Origin of the sequence: Pseudomonas sp. SWRI154 (assembly GCF_014268645.1) — a bacterium.
Lineage (GTDB): Bacteria > Pseudomonadota > Gammaproteobacteria > Pseudomonadales > Pseudomonadaceae > Aquipseudomonas > Aquipseudomonas marvdashtae.
Map to the genome: position 1 here is coordinate 53,934 of NZ_JABWQW010000033.1, position 14,780 is coordinate 68,713.

Genomic DNA, 14,780 nt, shown 5'->3' on the forward strand with positions numbered 1-14,780 from the left:
GCGCTTACCGACTGCCCTCCTCCATGCCCGGCGACTGCGCCGAAAACTCCGTTATCAGCGATACGACCTGCTGTTGAATCGCCTCACGAGCACGACCGTTATCGCCGTCCCGGCAGATGATGCCATCGCCCGGCACTTCCTCCTCTAGTATTTCCTGCGCGCCAGGTTTGCACCGCGACATGAAGCTGAAATGGCTGGCATCGCTGATCTCCACGTAACGGCTGGATGCCGCCGGCAAGCGTTTGGCGAGGTTTGCCGATTCCAGTTCGGCGGGAAGCTCTTGCGAGGGCACGCCCGCCGCGATCACCAGAGCGGGCACCGGCAATGCGGCGAGGCTTTTGTCGGTCATGCCCCGGGAAAGGCCCAGGTCCAGCGCCACCACGGCAGTGACGCGTTTATCGCGCCAATCGGCGGCCAGTGCGGCCCGCGATTCTGAAGTGTTCGCCGGGTTTATCTGGTCGTAGACGGTGCAACTGGATAACTGCGGATGGCCTTTGCAATCCTGGGCGAATCGGTCGGGATCGAAACGAGCACCAGCAATCTCCAGGGCAGTCCAGCCGCCAAGCGAATGGCCCACGACTGCAACTCGGCCATTGGCGACCTGGCCAAATTTTTCCGCTTGAGTCGTGATCCCATCAATGGCCCGGCGCAGGTCAACGGGTCGCTGCCAAAGCTGCGCCGCTGCCCGAGGGCTTCGGTCATGGGTGGTGGTGCCTGGATGATTGACGGCGACGACGATATAGCCCTTATGAGCCAAGGCGCTCGCCAGCCAGGCCTGGTTGCTCCAGTTTCCTCGGTACCCGTGGGAAAGCAGTACCAGTGGATGCTCGCCAGTTGAAGGCGGCGCGTCATGAACGGCAGAAGCGCCGACAAACACCGCGTTATCGGCGATCAGTTGCGGGGCGGCGGCAGTTGCGCTCGGGTACCAGACAACCATCTCCAGGGGACGGTCGCTGGGGGGACCTGACAGGGTGGAAGCGCGGAAACCGATAGGGTTTTCGCCAGCAAGCGCGGGCGAGGCCAGGCACGCCAACAACAAAGCGCCAAAAGAAATTTTCAATGTCGTTCTTCCTTGATCGGATCAGCAGAAAATCTGCGTGAGCATTAAAGCCCACTTTCGGATCGTCGTGGCTGTTGCGAGAAAATTCCAGCTCACGCCCGCCACGGTGCAATAACCCCCTCGACGAGTGAAAAGGCGCGGTTCAGGAAACCGCTGAAGCGCGCCGCGTCACGTCGCATCCCCGACTCTTGCCCTCCGATCAGGCACAGATGCGCCATCTGCCCGAGGAGTTCTGCCTGGCCAGGCGCAGGGGCTATATGTCGACAAGCCTGTATGGCGAAAGCCAGCCTTCTTGCATCAACACGCTGCTGAAACTCGGCAACCAACGGATCGCGCAGCGACCAGGCTCGGATGGACACTTCCCGCCCAGGTTGTTTCTCGGCGGCAATACGCAGATAGCGCTGCAAAGTCTGCGCCGCGCTGCGGCCCTGCCCGGCATAGGTGAGCATGCGCTCGGTGTAGTCTTCTTCCCAGGCCGCGAGCAAGGTGCGGACAAAGTCTTCGCGGTTGCGAAAGTGGTGATAGAACGAGCCACGGGTCACGTTCAATCGACGCGCCAGGCGCTCGGCCGAGACGCCTGCGTGTCCCGCCTGATCGAGGGCCTCGAAACCCGCCGCAACCCAATGGTTGCGAGTCAGTTTGCTCACGGTTATTGCACTCCCTTTCATTGCACCATACAGGCTGTGTAGGGTGCGAAACCGATTGTTACGCTACGAATTCCCAGCAAAGGCAGGCGTTGCGTCTTGCACGCTGCACGTCCATGGAGTTCGCCTTGAAGACTATCGCCCTGGTCGCTTTTGACCAATTCACCGACATCGACCTGTTCCTGATGTGGGACATCTTAGGCCGCAACACCGAAGACTGGCACGTCCGAATTTTGGGCTCCAGCCCTGTCGTGACATCGGCGCACGGTTTGCCGGTCTCGGTGCATGGCCCGCTATGCGAGGCCAACAGCGCGGACGCGGTAGTGTTTGTCAGCGGCAAGGAAGGCATACCCGCGGCGCTTGCCGCAGCGGATTTCCTGCCGTCGTTTCAACTGGATGCCCGCCGGCAGCGCATCGGCTCGATCTGCGCCGGGGCCTTCATTCTCGAACGGCTTGGATTGCTGACCGACCGCCGTGCAACGACTCACCCAGACGCTCGATCAGGCTTGCTGGCCCTGGGCATCGAGCCGGTGGACCAGCCGCTGGTCTGTCAGGGCAATATCGCAACCGCCGGCGGGTGCCTGGCTGCGCTCTATCTGGTGGGCTGGCTGGTGGAGTCCTGGTTTGACGTCGACAAGCGTCGGGCGACGCTGCTGCCCGTCCTGCCGGCCGGGCAGCAGGCGTTTTTTGAGAGGCTGATCGACTTGAGCCTTAGCCAGGGCAAATTGGCACCTAAATGCATTCATGCGGTTTCCCAGGGTGCTTAACCCGCCCGATTCCATTCCCCCACCATCGCCTCGTAGACCTCCTGGCAAGCAAACTCCGCAGAGACCTTCGCATCGGTAAACACCTGCTCGCCGGTAGCGGTCAGGCAGGCATAACCCACACGGGCATCTCGCGGGTCGCTTTGTCGGGACACCAAGCCAATTTTTTCAAGCGGCAGCAGGGATTTGGTGACGGCAGACGCCGTCAGGCCCATGCCCTCAGCCAGATCAGCGCGCCGTAGCCGGGCATTGTGGGCATGCTTGAGGTGATACAAAATCATGAAATCGCTGAAGCTCAGGCCGTGAACGGCGGAAAGCTTGGCGTCGACCCGCCGCGCAGCAGAAGTGTAGGCGCGTGACAGGCGAATGCAGCGATCAAGCATCGATCCGTTCGCGGTGGTTGCAGTGGATGAATCTTCAGACATTGCGGCATTACTCCAGCTCTTTGGGAAGGGACGCTCGAATCGGGCTTGGCATTCTGTTGCCCGCGAGAGTCGATTTGCCCGCACCTGGTGGCCGGAAAACAACGTGAACGAACGCCACGACGGCCTAGCTTCCAGATACTTGACAGCTACAGCATCTAGAAACCAAGTAGTTGCGTCAAGCATCTTTCTCCGCCCGCGCTCGACACGCGTCCCCAAACGCGCGAAAAATCGCCCGGTAATCGGCGTTCTCCATCACCTCCCATTCCGGATGCCATTGCACGCCCAAGGCAAACGCCCGACTGCCTTCCACCGAAAGCCCCTCGACCAATCCGTCTTCTGCCACGGCCTCGATGCGCAAGCCCTGCCCCACCCGCGCGATGCCTTGGCCGTGGACGGAGTTGACTTCAATTACGTCCTTGAGGCCCAACCGCGTCAGCACGCCACCCGGCCGCACCATCAGGGCATGTGTGCGGGCGTACTGCTCCTGGACGGGTTCGTTGCTCGGCGGTTCGTGTTCAGCGCCTGGTCCGTCGAGTTGCTGATGGAGCGTGCCGCCGAAGGCGACGTTCATTTCCTGGAAGCCCCGGCAGATGCCAAGTACCGGCAAACCGGCTTCGACGCAGGCGCGCCAGAGCGGCAGCGCCAGGTTATCGCGGGCCGGGTCGTGCTCGGTGCCCGGCGGGCTGGGCGGGCCGCCGTATTGATGGGGTTCGATATTGGAAGGCGATCCGGTGAACAGCAGCCCATCCAGGCTGGTGATGATCTGGGCCGGGTCAAGCAACGCTGGGAACACCGGCAGGATGACAGGCAGCCCTTGCGCTGCGGTGGCGACGGCCTCGGCGTATTTGTCGTTGCTGAGCTGGACGGTATGCGGACCGATTTTGCCTGAACAAGCGATGACTCCAATCATGGGCGGACGAGACATGGGACTCCCTGACCGTTTAGGTCTCAGACGTTTATGAATCCGATTGTGGCGCGGGTTCGGTTGTTCCATTTCGATGACGACCGCCATGGATCGAATCCCGGGGCTGAACGAAGCTCGCGACACAACGGTCGGAACAGCAATCCCCGGCAAAGAAACCTCACTCATGCGCTTACGATCCGCTGCCTTCGTCACGTTGTTCAGCTTGTCCGCCAGCACGATTGCACTGGCACAAGAACCGTTGCGCCTGGAAAGCCTGAAGCGCTGCGGCGACCTGCTCGAAAGCCAGCGCCAGCAATGGTGCCTCACCGCGCGCGGGCTGGGTGACGCAACGCCGCAACTGAAACTGGGTGAAAAAGCGATTCCCGCCGAGAGCATTCAACGTGAAGGACAAAACCTGCGCGTACGCCTGGGCAGCGCCGATTACCAGAGTGGCCCACTCTGGCTGGAGGAGGGTCCGCGCGCCAGTAATGCCGTCTGGTTGACCCTGCGCAACAGCCACGTGCTGGCCGCCGGGCCGAGTGAAGTGGCGAAGAACATGGACGGGCTGACCACATACGTGGATCTGGTCAGCGTGCTGATCGAAGAGAGCCACGATGGCCGCCAGGAAGCTGAGCGTCTGGCGGGCAAGTACGGGGCGACGGTGGTCGGCAGTATCGCGCCGCTGAACGTCTATCAGCTGCGCCTGCCGGCCAAGGATCTGGTGCAGCGCGATGCGTTGGTGCTGCGCCTGGGCGGCGAGACCAGTGTCGATGCGGTGGTGATCGAGGAGTCCGCAGCCGAAGAGGCCGAGCAAGCGCCCGCCCAACCAGAGGAACCGAAAAAACCGGATCAGGACTCTGATGAATGGTCCGCGAACCGCTTCCTCGACGCCGTGCATTATTACCAGCGGCGCATTCCCGGGCAGCAGGCGCCGATCCGACCGCAGCCGGTGCGCATCGGCTTGATCGAGCGCGACGTGGATTTCGACACGGCGGATTTCGCCGATTACCTCGGTGCCTGTTCGGTGCCGCGCACCTGCGTCTATGCCCGCGACGCGGACAAGCCGGACAACCATGGTACGACCGTCGCCGGCATTCTCGCCGCACGCTGGAACGACGGCGGCAATACCGGTTTCCTCCGTGGCCTGGACAAGGCCAGCGGCGGTTTCGAAGTGATCGTCGAGCGTAATTCCGACGCCGGTATCACCGCTAACATCGCGGCCTCGGTCAACCTCGTCGAAGACGGCGTGCGTGTGCTCAATTGGAGCTGGGGTATTCACCGCGTTGGCGCCAAGGACGTCAAGGGCGATGACGTGGATTCGCTGTTGCGTTCGGGCATCGCCATGGGCGGCTACGAAGAGTTGCTGGAGGAATTTTTCCTGTGGCTGCGCAAGGAACATCCCGACGTCGTGGTAGTGAATTCCGCCGGCAACGGCTCATCATTCTCCGGCACCGACGAATACCGCCTGCCCTCCTCGTTCATCACCGAGCAACTGCTGGTGGTCGGCGGGCACCAGCGCAGCGAACGCGCCGGGGTGGCTGTCGACGACCCGGGCTATGCGGTCAAGCGCAACTCCTCGAACATCGACATGCGCGTCGACATTGCCGCCGCCGCGTGCACCCACGCCTCGACGGTCAATACCGGCCAGGACGGCGCGGTGCATTGCGGCACGTCCTACGCCACGCCGATGGTCACGGGCTTGTTGGCCGCGATGCTATCGATCAATCCGCAACTTCATCCCGAGCAACTGCGCATGCTCCTGCGCCGCAGCGCCATGACCATCGGCGACAATCACGACTTCGAGCAAATGGATGGCGAAGACCTCACCGCGCCAATCTTGCCGTCGGAGCGCAACTACCAGCTTAACGATAAGGACGTCGGCCGTTCGGCGCGGCTGGACATGCAAAAGGCCTTGGACCTGTCGGTGCAGAGTCGCAGCCGGGTGCGTTGATTCAAAGGGTCACGGAGCCAATAGATAGGTGGATTGCACCAACCTCGAAGGACAACAGCGGCTGGCGGCCGTACAGCCGCCCGAGTGCCAGGCCCTGCTTGCGAAAAGCGTTTCTTGAAAATGCCTGCAACCGAGCGTTAAATCCCCCAATTCCCAGCGCCTGCGAGCCCGAGTAGCCAACATGAATCGCCGTAAAAAAATCAACCAGCTGCTCAAGGCCAACGCCAAGAAGGCCAGCGCCAAGTTGGCGCCCAAGAGCAAGGATAAATACATCAGCAAAGCCGACCGATTGAAACTGGCGGCTGAAGACAATGCAGACACGATCGTGTCCCCTGAGGGCTGATCCTTTGACCTCCATCGATCCGCTGTCGCTTCAACGCATCATCACTGCTCACGGCAAACCCGAGGGCGCGAGCTACTTCGATGCGGAGGAAAGCCTCGTCCACGACATTTTTCCCGACCGCATCATGTTCCAGACCAATTACCTGGACCACAGCAGTTATGAAGTGAATGTCGCCGAGGACGCGGTCCGTGTGCGCAAGACGCGCCTGGACAACTACCACCGAGGCCACAAGGCCCAGGTGATCGACGATGACATGGACGATGACGATTGGGTGGAGTTGGCCAGTCTTTGGCAACGCTTGAGCCGCGACCTGGACACTCAAGGACAAGGACCGGGCCCGGATCCGGTTGATACCCTGGCGGACCTGTTCGACTGCCTGTTCGACGAGGCGCATGCGCAGGCGTTGATCGAGAATATGCCAGCCCCTACCGGCCAATGGGACTGGGCCTGGACGCAAGTGCAATCGGCACTCACCGAGGCCCATCGGTTGGCTGAGTTCGAATGGAAGGAATGGTCGTTGTCCGGCGTCTACGCCATCAACGCCCTCACCCCGCTGCAGGAGCTGGGCATTGAAATTCCTGTGCCTGACAGCAAAACCGTGGACGCGATCAACCGCGCCAACGATTGGGAGCGCGCGCTGCTCCAGTATTTCAACGCACGATTGGAAACCCACGATTTGAAGCTGCTAGCCATCGGCACGCACTTCGATGAGTACCAGGCGTTTGCCTGCCTGCCCATGAACGGCCTGGGCTTGGCCAATGCGTTGGAGATCCTCGGCAGGCTGGGCATCGTCTATAAATACTGAGCCACTGGTGCGGCGATTTTCCTGCTGCTGAACAAGTGTCCTTGACCTTTGGATACAACATGAAGAACTGTGAATATTGCGGGGCCCTTGTCCTTGCCGACGACGGTGCGTGCAAACGTTGCTCCGAAGCAATGCGCCTCATGGCCGAAGCCCCCGCACCGAGCGGGCCGTCGAGGGGGCTAAAAATCCTGAAATGGTTGCTTGTCGGTTTGCTGGTCGCGGTGCTCGTCGCTGTGGCAGGGATCATTTGGGTTCTGAATACATTGGGGCCGATGCCTTCTTTTGGTTGATCGCTGCGCCGATGCCTTTGTGGCGAGGGAGCCTGCTCCCGCGCCACGGTCGCAATGTGGCAGGTATCTGATTTCCCTATAGTGGGTATCAACGCCCGCGCCGTTCTCGTTCCGCTGCGCTCTCTCTAATCTGCCCACCAACGCGATCGATGACGATCCCGGCAGATCAAACAGACCCTTATGGAGAGAGACACGATGAACACATTCAACCGCACCTTGGCTGTCGCGACCCTGGCCTTGGCCACCCTCGGCGCCGAAGCGGCAACAGCTGACAACGCCGGTGCCCGCGCCGGTGCCCGCGCCTCTGCAGTCGGCAGCGTGGTTCAGTCTGCCAGCTACGTCACAACCAAAGATGGCGTGCAGCTGTACTACAAGGATTGGGGCCCGCGCAACGGTCCGGTCGTCACCTTCAGCCACGGCTGGCCGCTGGATTCCGACAGCTGGGATAACCAGATGATGTTCCTCGCTTCCAAGGGTTATCGCGTGGTTGCCCACGACCGTCGCGGTCATGGCCGCTCCAGCCAGCCGTGGGAAGGCAACGACATGGATCACTACGCCGACGACCTGGCGGCGGTCATCGAAGCATTGGATCTGAAGGATGTGACCCTGGTCGGCTTCTCGACGGGGGGCGGCGAAGTGGCACGCTACATCGGTCGCCACGGCACCGCTCGGGTGAAGAAAGCGGTGCTGGTGTCTTCGGTGCCGCCGCTGATGCTCAAGACCGACACCAACCCTGGCGGCCTGCCGCTTGAAGTCTTCGACGGCCTGCGCAAGGCTTCCCTGGAAAACCGCTCGCAGCTGTACCTGGACATCGCTTCCGGCCCGTTCTACGGCTACAACCGCAAGGGCGCGAAACCGTCCCAAGGCTTGATCCAATCGTTCTGGGTGCAAGGCATGCAAGGCGGCAGCAAGAACACCTATGACTCGATCGCTGCGTTCTCGGCGACTGACTTTCGCGGCGACTTGAAGAAATTCGACGTGCCGACACTGGTGATCCACGGCGACGACGACCAGATCGTCCCGATCGATGCATCAGGCCGGGCCTCGGCGGCGCTGATCAAGGGTGCCCGACTGATCGTCTACCCAGGCGCGCCGCACGGGTTGACCGAGACCCACAAGGATCGTCTCAATCAAGACCTGCTGACTTTCCTCAAGGAATAACGCAGCGAGCACACTGAGCCCTTCTTCGGAAGGGCTTTTGGCGTTCCGGCGCTACCGGCAGGAAGGGCTGGATGGTCCTGGACAGGTCCCGTCAATGCCGCAACAGCTTACGCAACGGAACTTCATCCTTGCGCACCGGCGACTTGATGACGATGTAGCTGAAATACTTGGAGATGCCGATGTTCTTGTCCAGCAGGCCTTCCATTACGTCCTGGTAATCCTGGATGCTGCGGGTCATGAAACGCACCAGGTAATCGTAGCCGCCGCTGATCAAGTGGCATTCGAGCACTTCGTCCACCAGGCGGATATTGGATTCGAACTTGGCGAAGTCTTCACGCTTGTGGTCGCTCAAGGTGACCTCGGTGAACACCGTCACCGAATCGGTGATCTTGGCGAGATTGAGATGGGCCTTGTAGCTGGAAATATACCCCGCCGACTCCAGCCGCTTGACCCGTTGCAGACAGGGGCTGGCGGACAGGCCCACGGCGTCGGCCAGACTGACGTTGGTCATGCGACCGTCTTTTTGCAGCTCGACCAAAATGCTGATGTCGATCCGGTCCAGTTTCGCTACACCTTCCATCGCCTACCTCGTGCCTGGTGTTTGTAAGACCATCTTCTAACAAAATCAGCGCCGTAAAGACAGCTGATGCTGAGCCACCAGATCCGCCATGCTATTGATGCAATAGTCCGCCGCGCAGGGTGCTGGGGAGCTGTGCAGTTCACGGCAGATCAAGCACATAGCCCCAACGGCTCGTGGCCGTGCGCCGGGACGGGTCACCTGGAGGATCGCTTCGGCATCGAGATCATTGGCGGCCAGCCAATCGTCATCGTGCAACGGGTCGCTCGCCAAGGAAATGAAATCCTCCGGTTCGATGCCCAGGCGCTCGCACAGCACGCCACGGTCCTCGGCATCGCGATCACCGAGCACCAACAGCCGATAGAACTTGCGCAGATACAGCATCGCCCCCGGCGCATCCTCGAACAGCGTCCAGCCCGCCGCTGATCGGGCGAAGCTCATGCCTTCCTCCCAACTGGCCTTGAGCTGCCAACGTTCGGCCAACTGACGATGGGCAAAACACAGCAAGCCACTGAAACCCAGTTCGCCAAAGCGCGGGTACAAGGCTTGCAGAACCTCGTCGAATTCAGCGAGCACGGCGGTCTTGTCCGACGGCCCGGCATGGCTCTCCAGCAGCGGCTGCAACGCCGTCCAGACGCCGGAGTCGCGATCGACCAGGACTTCATCGCAGTCGATCAACAACGCCCGATATTCAGTCAGCCTCATCTATACCGCCTCCGATGATGTCCATTGATCAACGCTCCATTAACCGACGCTGACGCGCGCCAAGGCGCCCTCGAGAATCTGCAACGCTTCGTCGATCTGCGCTTCGCTGGTCACCAGCGGCGCGAGGAAACGCAAGACGTTGCGGTACACCCCGCACTTGATCACCAGCAGCCCGCCGGCGCGGGCTTCGTCAATCAGCCGTTGGTTCAGCTCCGCATCCGGGGTACGTGCATCGTCCTGCTTGATCAGCTCGATTGCCAGCATGAAACCACTGCCGCGCACATCGCCGATGAACGGATAGCGGGCCTGCAAACCCAGCAGGCCCTGGCGCAGCCGTTCGCCCAAGGCTTCGCCACGGGCCAGCAATTGTTCTTGCTCGAAGGCATCGATCACCGCCAGCGCCGCCGCACAGGAAAGCGCATTGCCGCCGTAAGTGCCACCGAGTCCGCCGGGCAACGGCGCGTCCATGATCTCGGCCTTGCCGACCACGCCCGACAATGGCAAGCCACCGGCGAGGCTCTTGGCGACGGTAATCAGGTCCGGCTGGATGTCGGCATGCTGGAAACCGAACCACTTGCCGGTACGGCCGAAACCGGTCTGGATTTCATCGAGAATCAACACAATGCCATGTTTCTCGGTCAAGGCGCGCAGGCCCTGGAGGAACTCGACGGGCGCGCAAAGGAAACCGCCATCGCCTTGCACCGGTTCGATGATGATTGCCGCGACCCGCTCTGGCGCTACCTGGGTCGCCAACAGTTCGTCCAGCGCTCGCAGCGCCATTTCGCTGGTGACGCCGCGATAGGCGTTCGGATAAGGCGTGTGGAAGACTTCCGGCGCGAACGGCCCGAAGTTCTGCTTATAAGGCTGGCTCATTCCGGTCAGCGTAGTGCCCAGCAACGTCCGCCCGTGAAACCCACCGCGAAAGGCGATCACTGCCGAGCGGTTGGTGTGGGCGCGAGCGATCTTCACGGCGTTTTCCACGGCTTCTGCGCCGGAGGTGAAAAACGCAGCTTTATAGGCGTGTTGGCCGCCGATCATCTCGCACAGGCGCCGGGCCAGGTCCAAGTAGGGTTTATAGGCCACGACCTGGAAGCAGGCATGGGAAACCTTCTGCAACTGGGCCTGCACCGCCGCGACAACCTTGGGGTGGTTATGGCCGATATTCAGCACGCCGATGCCGCCGACGAAGTCCAGGTAGCGCTTGCCGTCCACGTCCCATAATTCGGCGCCTTGGGCTCGTTCGATCACCAGCGGGTGCGCCGTCACCAGCCCACGGGGCACGTATTGATCACGCTGACGGAGCAGACTCGGGGTTTCTTCGACTTTACTGTTCATTGGCATTTCCCATCGTGAGCCGCGCAACCAGGAAGCGGCTGCGGTGTCACCACAGGTTAAGCGTTCGGCACGATTGTCTAAGCCGAACTTGGTCGTCGAGAAATCCGGATCGACTGTTTACCCCCCGGCAAACAGCAGATTCCTCCATGGGCCTCGCACCCCAACGATTCTGCCGCCGGGGGCACTCTACAACACCGCGCCATGCGTCCCTGCGCCCTGCTTTCGAAAGATCCTGCTCCGCCGTTGAGGCATGCTTGAGACTCACGAATTTAAGATGAGAACCAACCCATGGCGCTGCTTTATAAGGCTGATCCGGTACGCGGCGAACACTGGCGACGCTTGTTCGCCGAACAGGCGCCGGACATCGAATGGCGGGCCTGGCCGGACATCGGCGATCCAAGGGATATCCAGTACCTTGCAGCCTGGCAGGCACCGGACGAGATCGAAACGCTGCTGCCGAACCTGCAAGTGCTGTTCGCCTTGTCGGCAGGCGTCGATCAGCTCGACCTCGGTCGTCTGCCGCCATCGCTGCCGGTGGTGCGACTGCTCGATCCGGGCATCACCCAGGGGATGTGCGAGTACGCCAGTTTCGCCGTGCTCAGCGTGCACCGGGACATGTTGCGCTATCGCCAGCAACAGGCCGAACGTTGCTGGCAGGCGCATCCCCTGGTGCCTGCCCGGCAGCGTCGGGTCGGCGTCATGGGCTTGGGTTTGCAGGCGCGGCAGATACTCGCGACGCTGGCGCCCTTTGGCTTCGCCTTGTCCGGCTGGGCCCGCAGCAAACATCAGATTGACGGCGTGGCCTGTCATGCCGGCCCCGAGCAACTGCCGGCCTTTCTTGCCCAGTGCGATATCGTGCTGTGCGTGCTGCCGCTGACCGAACAGACCCAAGGCATTCTCAACCGCCAGCTCTTCGAACAACTGCCCAAGGGCGCAGCCCTGATCAACATGGGCCGAGGTGGTCATCTGATCGAGGCGGATCTACTCGACGCACTCGCCAGCGGCCAGCTCAGCACGGCGGTGCTCGACGTGTTGACGCAGGAACCGGCCGCGCCGGAGCATCCGTTCTGGCAGCACCCGCAAATCCTGCTGACGCCCCACATCGCGGCGATGACCCAGCCCGAAACAGCGTTTGGCGTCTTGCTGGAAAACATCCGTCGGCATCAACGGGGCGAATCGATGCTGGGGCGGATTGATCGCGAGCGGCGCTACTGACTGTTCATCTGTCGCTGGTAAATCGGCTCGGTATTTCCTGCTGGGCGGACGTCTCGTTTGGGCAAGAAATTCGGCCTGCGCCACCGCTGCTTAGCGAACCTGCCGAATTCATTTTCGGCCCTTGTCAGCCCCGATGGCAGGTGAGATACAGGCAACCACCACGGACGATTGCGTCCGGCTCGACATCAATTCCAGGGGACCGCCATGTCCATTTCGCAACGCCCTGCTTATCTTTATCGCGCCATGACCGCGGCCGATGTCCCGGCGGCCCACGCCTTGTCCGTGCAGTTGAAATGGCCCCATCGCCTGGAAGACTGGGCGATGCTGCAGCGCGTCGCCCAGGGGTATGTCGTGCTGGACCAGGAGCGGCTGATCGGTACCGCGTTTACTTGTGGCCAAGGCGACTACGCCACCATCGGCCTGGTCATCGTCAGTGACGAGTACCAGGGCCAGGGGATCGGCCGCAAGTTGATGGAGTTGGCTATCGAGGCGTGCGGATCGCGGACCGCCGTTCTCAACGCGACGCTGGCCGGCGCTCCGTTGTATGCCAGCCAGGGCTTCGTTGAGTTCGGGTATATCCAGCAACACCAGGGGCAAGCATTGGCGACCGTCCCGCCGGAGCTGGCCGGTGGGCAACGCTGTCGGCCACTGACATCGGCCGATCACGCCGAGCTGATCAGGCTGGCCAATGCCGGCAGCGGTCTGGACAGAGCGGCGGTGTTGAACGATGTGTTCGCCGATGTCGAACAAGGCGTCGGCATCGAGCGGGACGGTCGCCTATGCGCCTTCGCCCTGATGCGCCCCTTCGGCCGTGGGCGCTGCATCGGCCCAGTCATCGCTCAAGACGCTACACAGGCCCGGCATGTGATCGCAGCGCTGGTGGCCCAGGTGCCGGAGGCGTTCGTGCGCATTGATATTCCCGCTGACTGCGGCCTGGCCCCCTGGCTGGAAGACATCGGGCTCAAGCGCGTCGACACCGTCACCCAAATGGCTCGCGGCACGCCCCCCCAGGCCACCGGCGGCGTGCGCCAATTCGCGCCGGTGACCCAGGCCATCGGCTGACGCCCTATCCGCAGCACTTCTCTGGAGAAAAAACTGATGCTTGAGCCCACTGCAATGCTGTTGGCACGCGCCGACGGCAGCCCCACTGTCACGCCTTTTCGTCCAGGTTCGCTGGGCGCCAACGACCCGTTCGACCGGCTCATCGCCCATGCCGGAGCCGACGGCATGGCGGCCGGTGTGGTCCAGGCCAACGGCCGGTTCGGCAGCGATGCGTACCCGTTCAGCGAAACCATCGTCGTGCATGCCGGGGCCGTTACGCTGCGCAGCCTGGCGCAGACGCTGCACCTGCAGCCTGGGGAAAGCGCGGTGATCGCCCGGGGCACGGCCCTTGAGATTGAGGCGCAGCCCGCTTCCCTCTGGGCATTCTGTGCCGACACGCAGTCTGTCGCGACCAAGCAAACCGGACTCACCGCCCTGCCCGCGTCTACCTTGCTATCGCCTTCGGCGGCACCCGATGAAGCGATCCTGCTCGGCCCAACACCGCAGTGCCGCTCGCACAATCTGTTTGTCGAGGAAGCGACCGACCTGCGCATCGGCATCTGGGACTCGACGCCCTACACCCGCAAGTCGCGGCCGCACAAGCTGCATGAACTGATGCACCTGCTCGAAGGCAGCGTCACCTTGCAGGCAGCCGACGGAACCGATCTGGTGGTCAAAACCGGCGATACGGTGTTCGTGCCGTTGGACGCGCCCTGCGCCTGGAAAAGCAGCGTCTATGTGCGCAAGGTTTATGTGGTGAGATAAGCCGGCGGCGTCATGGCGAGCTAACACCTTCATTTGGCCCTGTTGCATGCAGACGGATGGACGCAGTTGCCCTTGTGGCGAGGGAGCTTGCTCCCGCTCGGCTGTGCAGCAGTCGTAAAACCGGTTGACGCGATCTGCCTGGTAACCGCGTCTACCCATTTTCGGGCCTGCTGCGCAAGCCAGCGGGAGCAAGCTCCCTCGCCACACGATCTTCTAAGCCTTCCGCCTCCGGCATTCGACTAATGTCTTAGGCCAGTCATCGCATAACTTCGCCCGTTGAAAGCTATCCTGAGGCGAGTTTTTCCCCGACCTAGAGCCCTCTCCAACCCGAGTTTCCTAAGCGGCAAGCATCTGAATGCCGTAGGCCAAAGCTTGTCAGCGAGAAAAATCGCAGTAATGGCCAGTTGACAATGACCGAGCGCCGCCAAATAATCCGCCCTATGTTGTACGACGACGTATGACAAATAAAAACAACAAAAAAGTAGGGAGCGCCAGAGTGAGCAAACGTGTCCGTTTTTCGCCCGATAACCGTCCAACCCGTAATTCCCTCAATCCTCGTCATGCCCTAGGGCTCATCAGCTGCAGCAGCCTGGCGCTGTTCCTGCCGATGACCGCCAACGCCGCAGGCTTTGTCGATGATGCCAAGGCCACGCTGAATTTGCGTAACGCCTATTTCAACCGCAACTTCGTCAACGATAACGCCACCCAGGGCAAAGCCGAAGAGTGGACCCAAAGCTTCATCCTCGACGCCAAGTCCGGTTTCACCCAAGGCACGGTCGGTTTCGGCGTGGACGT

General features: G+C 61.6%; 17 protein-coding genes. 10 read left to right on the top strand and 7 right to left on the bottom strand.

The features are described 5' to 3' along the window. Positions 1 to 4: 4 nt before the first annotated feature. Together HU806_RS23120 and HU806_RS23125 are read right to left on the bottom strand one after the other, a co-directional pair. Positions 5 to 1,060, bottom strand: a complete 1,056-nt coding sequence (locus HU806_RS23120) for an alpha/beta hydrolase family protein (protein WP_186614727.1) — start codon at positions 1,058 to 1,060, stop codon at positions 5 to 7. A 92-nt stretch (positions 1,061 to 1,152) separates the two neighbouring features. Further along, positions 1,153 to 1,707 carry a TetR family transcriptional regulator gene (locus HU806_RS23125; RefSeq protein WP_186614729.1) on the bottom strand — a complete coding sequence of 185 codons (555 nt, stop codon included), beginning with the start codon at positions 1,705 to 1,707 and terminating at the stop codon, positions 1,153 to 1,155. Between the two features lie 125 nt (positions 1,708 to 1,832). On the opposite strand from HU806_RS23125, the gene HU806_RS23130 reads away from it, so the two are divergent. Beyond that, the gene (locus HU806_RS23130) at positions 1,833 to 2,471 is read left to right on the top strand and encodes a DJ-1/PfpI family protein (RefSeq protein ID WP_186614763.1); all 639 of its coding nucleotides are present in this window, start codon (positions 1,833 to 1,835) and stop codon (positions 2,469 to 2,471) included. Here HU806_RS23130 and HU806_RS23135 read toward each other — a convergent pair. Together HU806_RS23135 and HU806_RS23140 are read right to left on the bottom strand one after the other, a co-directional pair. Then, positions 2,468 to 3,076 (bottom strand): MarR family winged helix-turn-helix transcriptional regulator, encoded by a 609-nt coding sequence (locus HU806_RS23135; RefSeq protein ID WP_238350223.1) that lies wholly within the window; start codon positions 3,074 to 3,076, stop codon positions 2,468 to 2,470. The genes HU806_RS23130 and HU806_RS23135 overlap by 4 nt on opposite strands. Next, positions 3,069 to 3,818: a gamma-glutamyl-gamma-aminobutyrate hydrolase family protein gene (locus HU806_RS23140; protein ID WP_186614731.1), complete on the bottom strand. Its 750-nt coding sequence runs from the start codon at positions 3,816 to 3,818 to the stop codon at positions 3,069 to 3,071. The genes HU806_RS23135 and HU806_RS23140 overlap by 8 nt, the downstream gene beginning before the upstream one ends. Positions 3,819 to 3,981: 163 nt before the next feature. Between HU806_RS23140 and HU806_RS23145 the strand changes: the two genes are divergently transcribed. The 5 genes from HU806_RS23145 (at position 3,982) to HU806_RS23165 (ending at position 8,347) form a co-directional block, all read left to right on the top strand. Next, positions 3,982 to 5,748, top strand: coding sequence for a S8/S53 family peptidase (locus HU806_RS23145; protein WP_186614733.1), 1,767 nt, complete (start codon positions 3,982 to 3,984; stop codon positions 5,746 to 5,748). 181 nt (positions 5,749 to 5,929) lie between these two features. Further along, on the top strand, positions 5,930 to 6,091 hold the full coding sequence (locus tag HU806_RS23150; protein ID WP_186614735.1) for a DUF2986 domain-containing protein: 162 nt from the start codon (positions 5,930 to 5,932) through the stop codon (positions 6,089 to 6,091). 4 nt (positions 6,092 to 6,095) lie between these two features. Then, positions 6,096 to 6,896 carry a DUF6630 family protein gene (locus HU806_RS23155; protein ID WP_186614737.1) on the top strand — a complete coding sequence of 267 codons (801 nt, stop codon included), beginning with the start codon at positions 6,096 to 6,098 and terminating at the stop codon, positions 6,894 to 6,896. A 59-nt stretch (positions 6,897 to 6,955) separates the two neighbouring features. Next, a complete protein-coding gene (locus HU806_RS23160) occupies positions 6,956 to 7,186 on the top strand; it encodes a hypothetical protein (RefSeq protein ID WP_186614739.1) in 231 nt (76 codons plus the stop codon). 195 nt (positions 7,187 to 7,381) lie between these two features. After that, on the top strand, positions 7,382 to 8,347 hold the full coding sequence (locus HU806_RS23165; protein ID WP_186614741.1) for an alpha/beta fold hydrolase: 966 nt from the start codon (positions 7,382 to 7,384) through the stop codon (positions 8,345 to 8,347). Positions 8,348 to 8,438: 91 nt separating this feature from the next. Here HU806_RS23165 and HU806_RS23170 read toward each other — a convergent pair whose 3' ends face one another. From HU806_RS23170 to gabT, 3 genes are read right to left on the bottom strand one after another with little or no spacing between them, the layout of a single operon-like run. Beyond that, on the bottom strand, positions 8,439 to 8,927 hold the full coding sequence (locus HU806_RS23170) for an Lrp/AsnC family transcriptional regulator (RefSeq protein ID WP_186614744.1): 489 nt from the start codon (positions 8,925 to 8,927) through the stop codon (positions 8,439 to 8,441). 45 nt (positions 8,928 to 8,972) lie between these two features. Further along, positions 8,973 to 9,629 carry an HAD family hydrolase gene (locus HU806_RS23175; RefSeq protein ID WP_186614746.1) on the bottom strand — a complete coding sequence of 219 codons (657 nt, stop codon included), beginning with the start codon at positions 9,627 to 9,629 and terminating at the stop codon, positions 8,973 to 8,975. Positions 9,630 to 9,668: 39 nt separating this feature from the next. Beyond that, complete coding sequence (gabT, locus tag HU806_RS23180) at positions 9,669 to 10,964, bottom strand: 4-aminobutyrate--2-oxoglutarate transaminase (RefSeq protein WP_186614747.1); 1,296 nt, start codon at positions 10,962 to 10,964, stop codon at positions 9,669 to 9,671. Positions 10,965 to 11,252: 288 nt separating this feature from the next. Here gabT and HU806_RS23185 point away from each other — a divergent pair, with 288 nt between their 5' ends. The 4 genes from HU806_RS23185 to HU806_RS26560 form a co-directional block, all read left to right on the top strand. After that, entirely contained in the window at positions 11,253 to 12,179 is a 927-nt protein-coding gene (locus tag HU806_RS23185) for a 2-hydroxyacid dehydrogenase (RefSeq protein ID WP_186614748.1), read from the top strand. Between the two features lie 204 nt (positions 12,180 to 12,383). After that, the gene (locus HU806_RS23190; protein ID WP_186614749.1) at positions 12,384 to 13,241 is read left to right on the top strand and encodes a GNAT family N-acetyltransferase; all 858 of its coding nucleotides are present in this window, start codon (positions 12,384 to 12,386) and stop codon (positions 13,239 to 13,241) included. A gap of 36 nt (positions 13,242 to 13,277) precedes the next feature. After that, complete coding sequence (locus HU806_RS23195; RefSeq protein ID WP_186614750.1) at positions 13,278 to 13,985, top strand: cupin domain-containing protein; 708 nt, start codon at positions 13,278 to 13,280, stop codon at positions 13,983 to 13,985. Positions 13,986 to 14,481: 496 nt separating this feature from the next. Continuing rightward, positions 14,482 to 14,780: OprD family outer membrane porin (locus tag HU806_RS26560; protein ID WP_346657188.1), on the top strand; the 299-nt coding region annotated here is incomplete at its 3' end.

What these genes read in the sequence shown, in the direction of transcription:
- HU806_RS23135 (WP_238350223.1), bottom strand. Translation starts at nt 3,076, where the DNA reads ATGCTTGACGCAACTACTTGGTTTCTAGATGCTGTAGCTGTCAAGTAT.
- HU806_RS23140 (WP_186614731.1), bottom strand. Translation starts at nt 3,818, where the DNA reads ATGTCTCGTCCGCCCATGATTGGAGTCATCGCTTGTTCAGGCAAAATC.
- HU806_RS23145 (WP_186614733.1), top strand. Translation starts at nt 3,982, where the DNA reads ATGCGCTTACGATCCGCTGCCTTCGTCACGTTGTTCAGCTTGTCCGCC.
- HU806_RS23150 (WP_186614735.1), top strand. Translation starts at nt 5,930, where the DNA reads ATGAATCGCCGTAAAAAAATCAACCAGCTGCTCAAGGCCAACGCCAAG.
- HU806_RS23160 (WP_186614739.1), top strand. Translation starts at nt 6,956, where the DNA reads ATGAAGAACTGTGAATATTGCGGGGCCCTTGTCCTTGCCGACGACGGT.
- HU806_RS23165 (WP_186614741.1), top strand. Translation starts at nt 7,382, where the DNA reads ATGAACACATTCAACCGCACCTTGGCTGTCGCGACCCTGGCCTTGGCC.
- HU806_RS23170 (WP_186614744.1), bottom strand. Translation starts at nt 8,927, where the DNA reads ATGGAAGGTGTAGCGAAACTGGACCGGATCGACATCAGCATTTTGGTC.
- HU806_RS23175 (WP_186614746.1), bottom strand. Translation starts at nt 9,629, where the DNA reads ATGAGGCTGACTGAATATCGGGCGTTGTTGATCGACTGCGATGAAGTC.
- gabT (WP_186614747.1), bottom strand. Translation starts at nt 10,964, where the DNA reads ATGAACAGTAAAGTCGAAGAAACCCCGAGTCTGCTCCGTCAGCGTGAT.
- HU806_RS23185 (WP_186614748.1), top strand. Translation starts at nt 11,253, where the DNA reads ATGGCGCTGCTTTATAAGGCTGATCCGGTACGCGGCGAACACTGGCGA.
- HU806_RS23190 (WP_186614749.1), top strand. Translation starts at nt 12,384, where the DNA reads ATGTCCATTTCGCAACGCCCTGCTTATCTTTATCGCGCCATGACCGCG.
- HU806_RS23195 (WP_186614750.1), top strand. Translation starts at nt 13,278, where the DNA reads ATGCTTGAGCCCACTGCAATGCTGTTGGCACGCGCCGACGGCAGCCCC.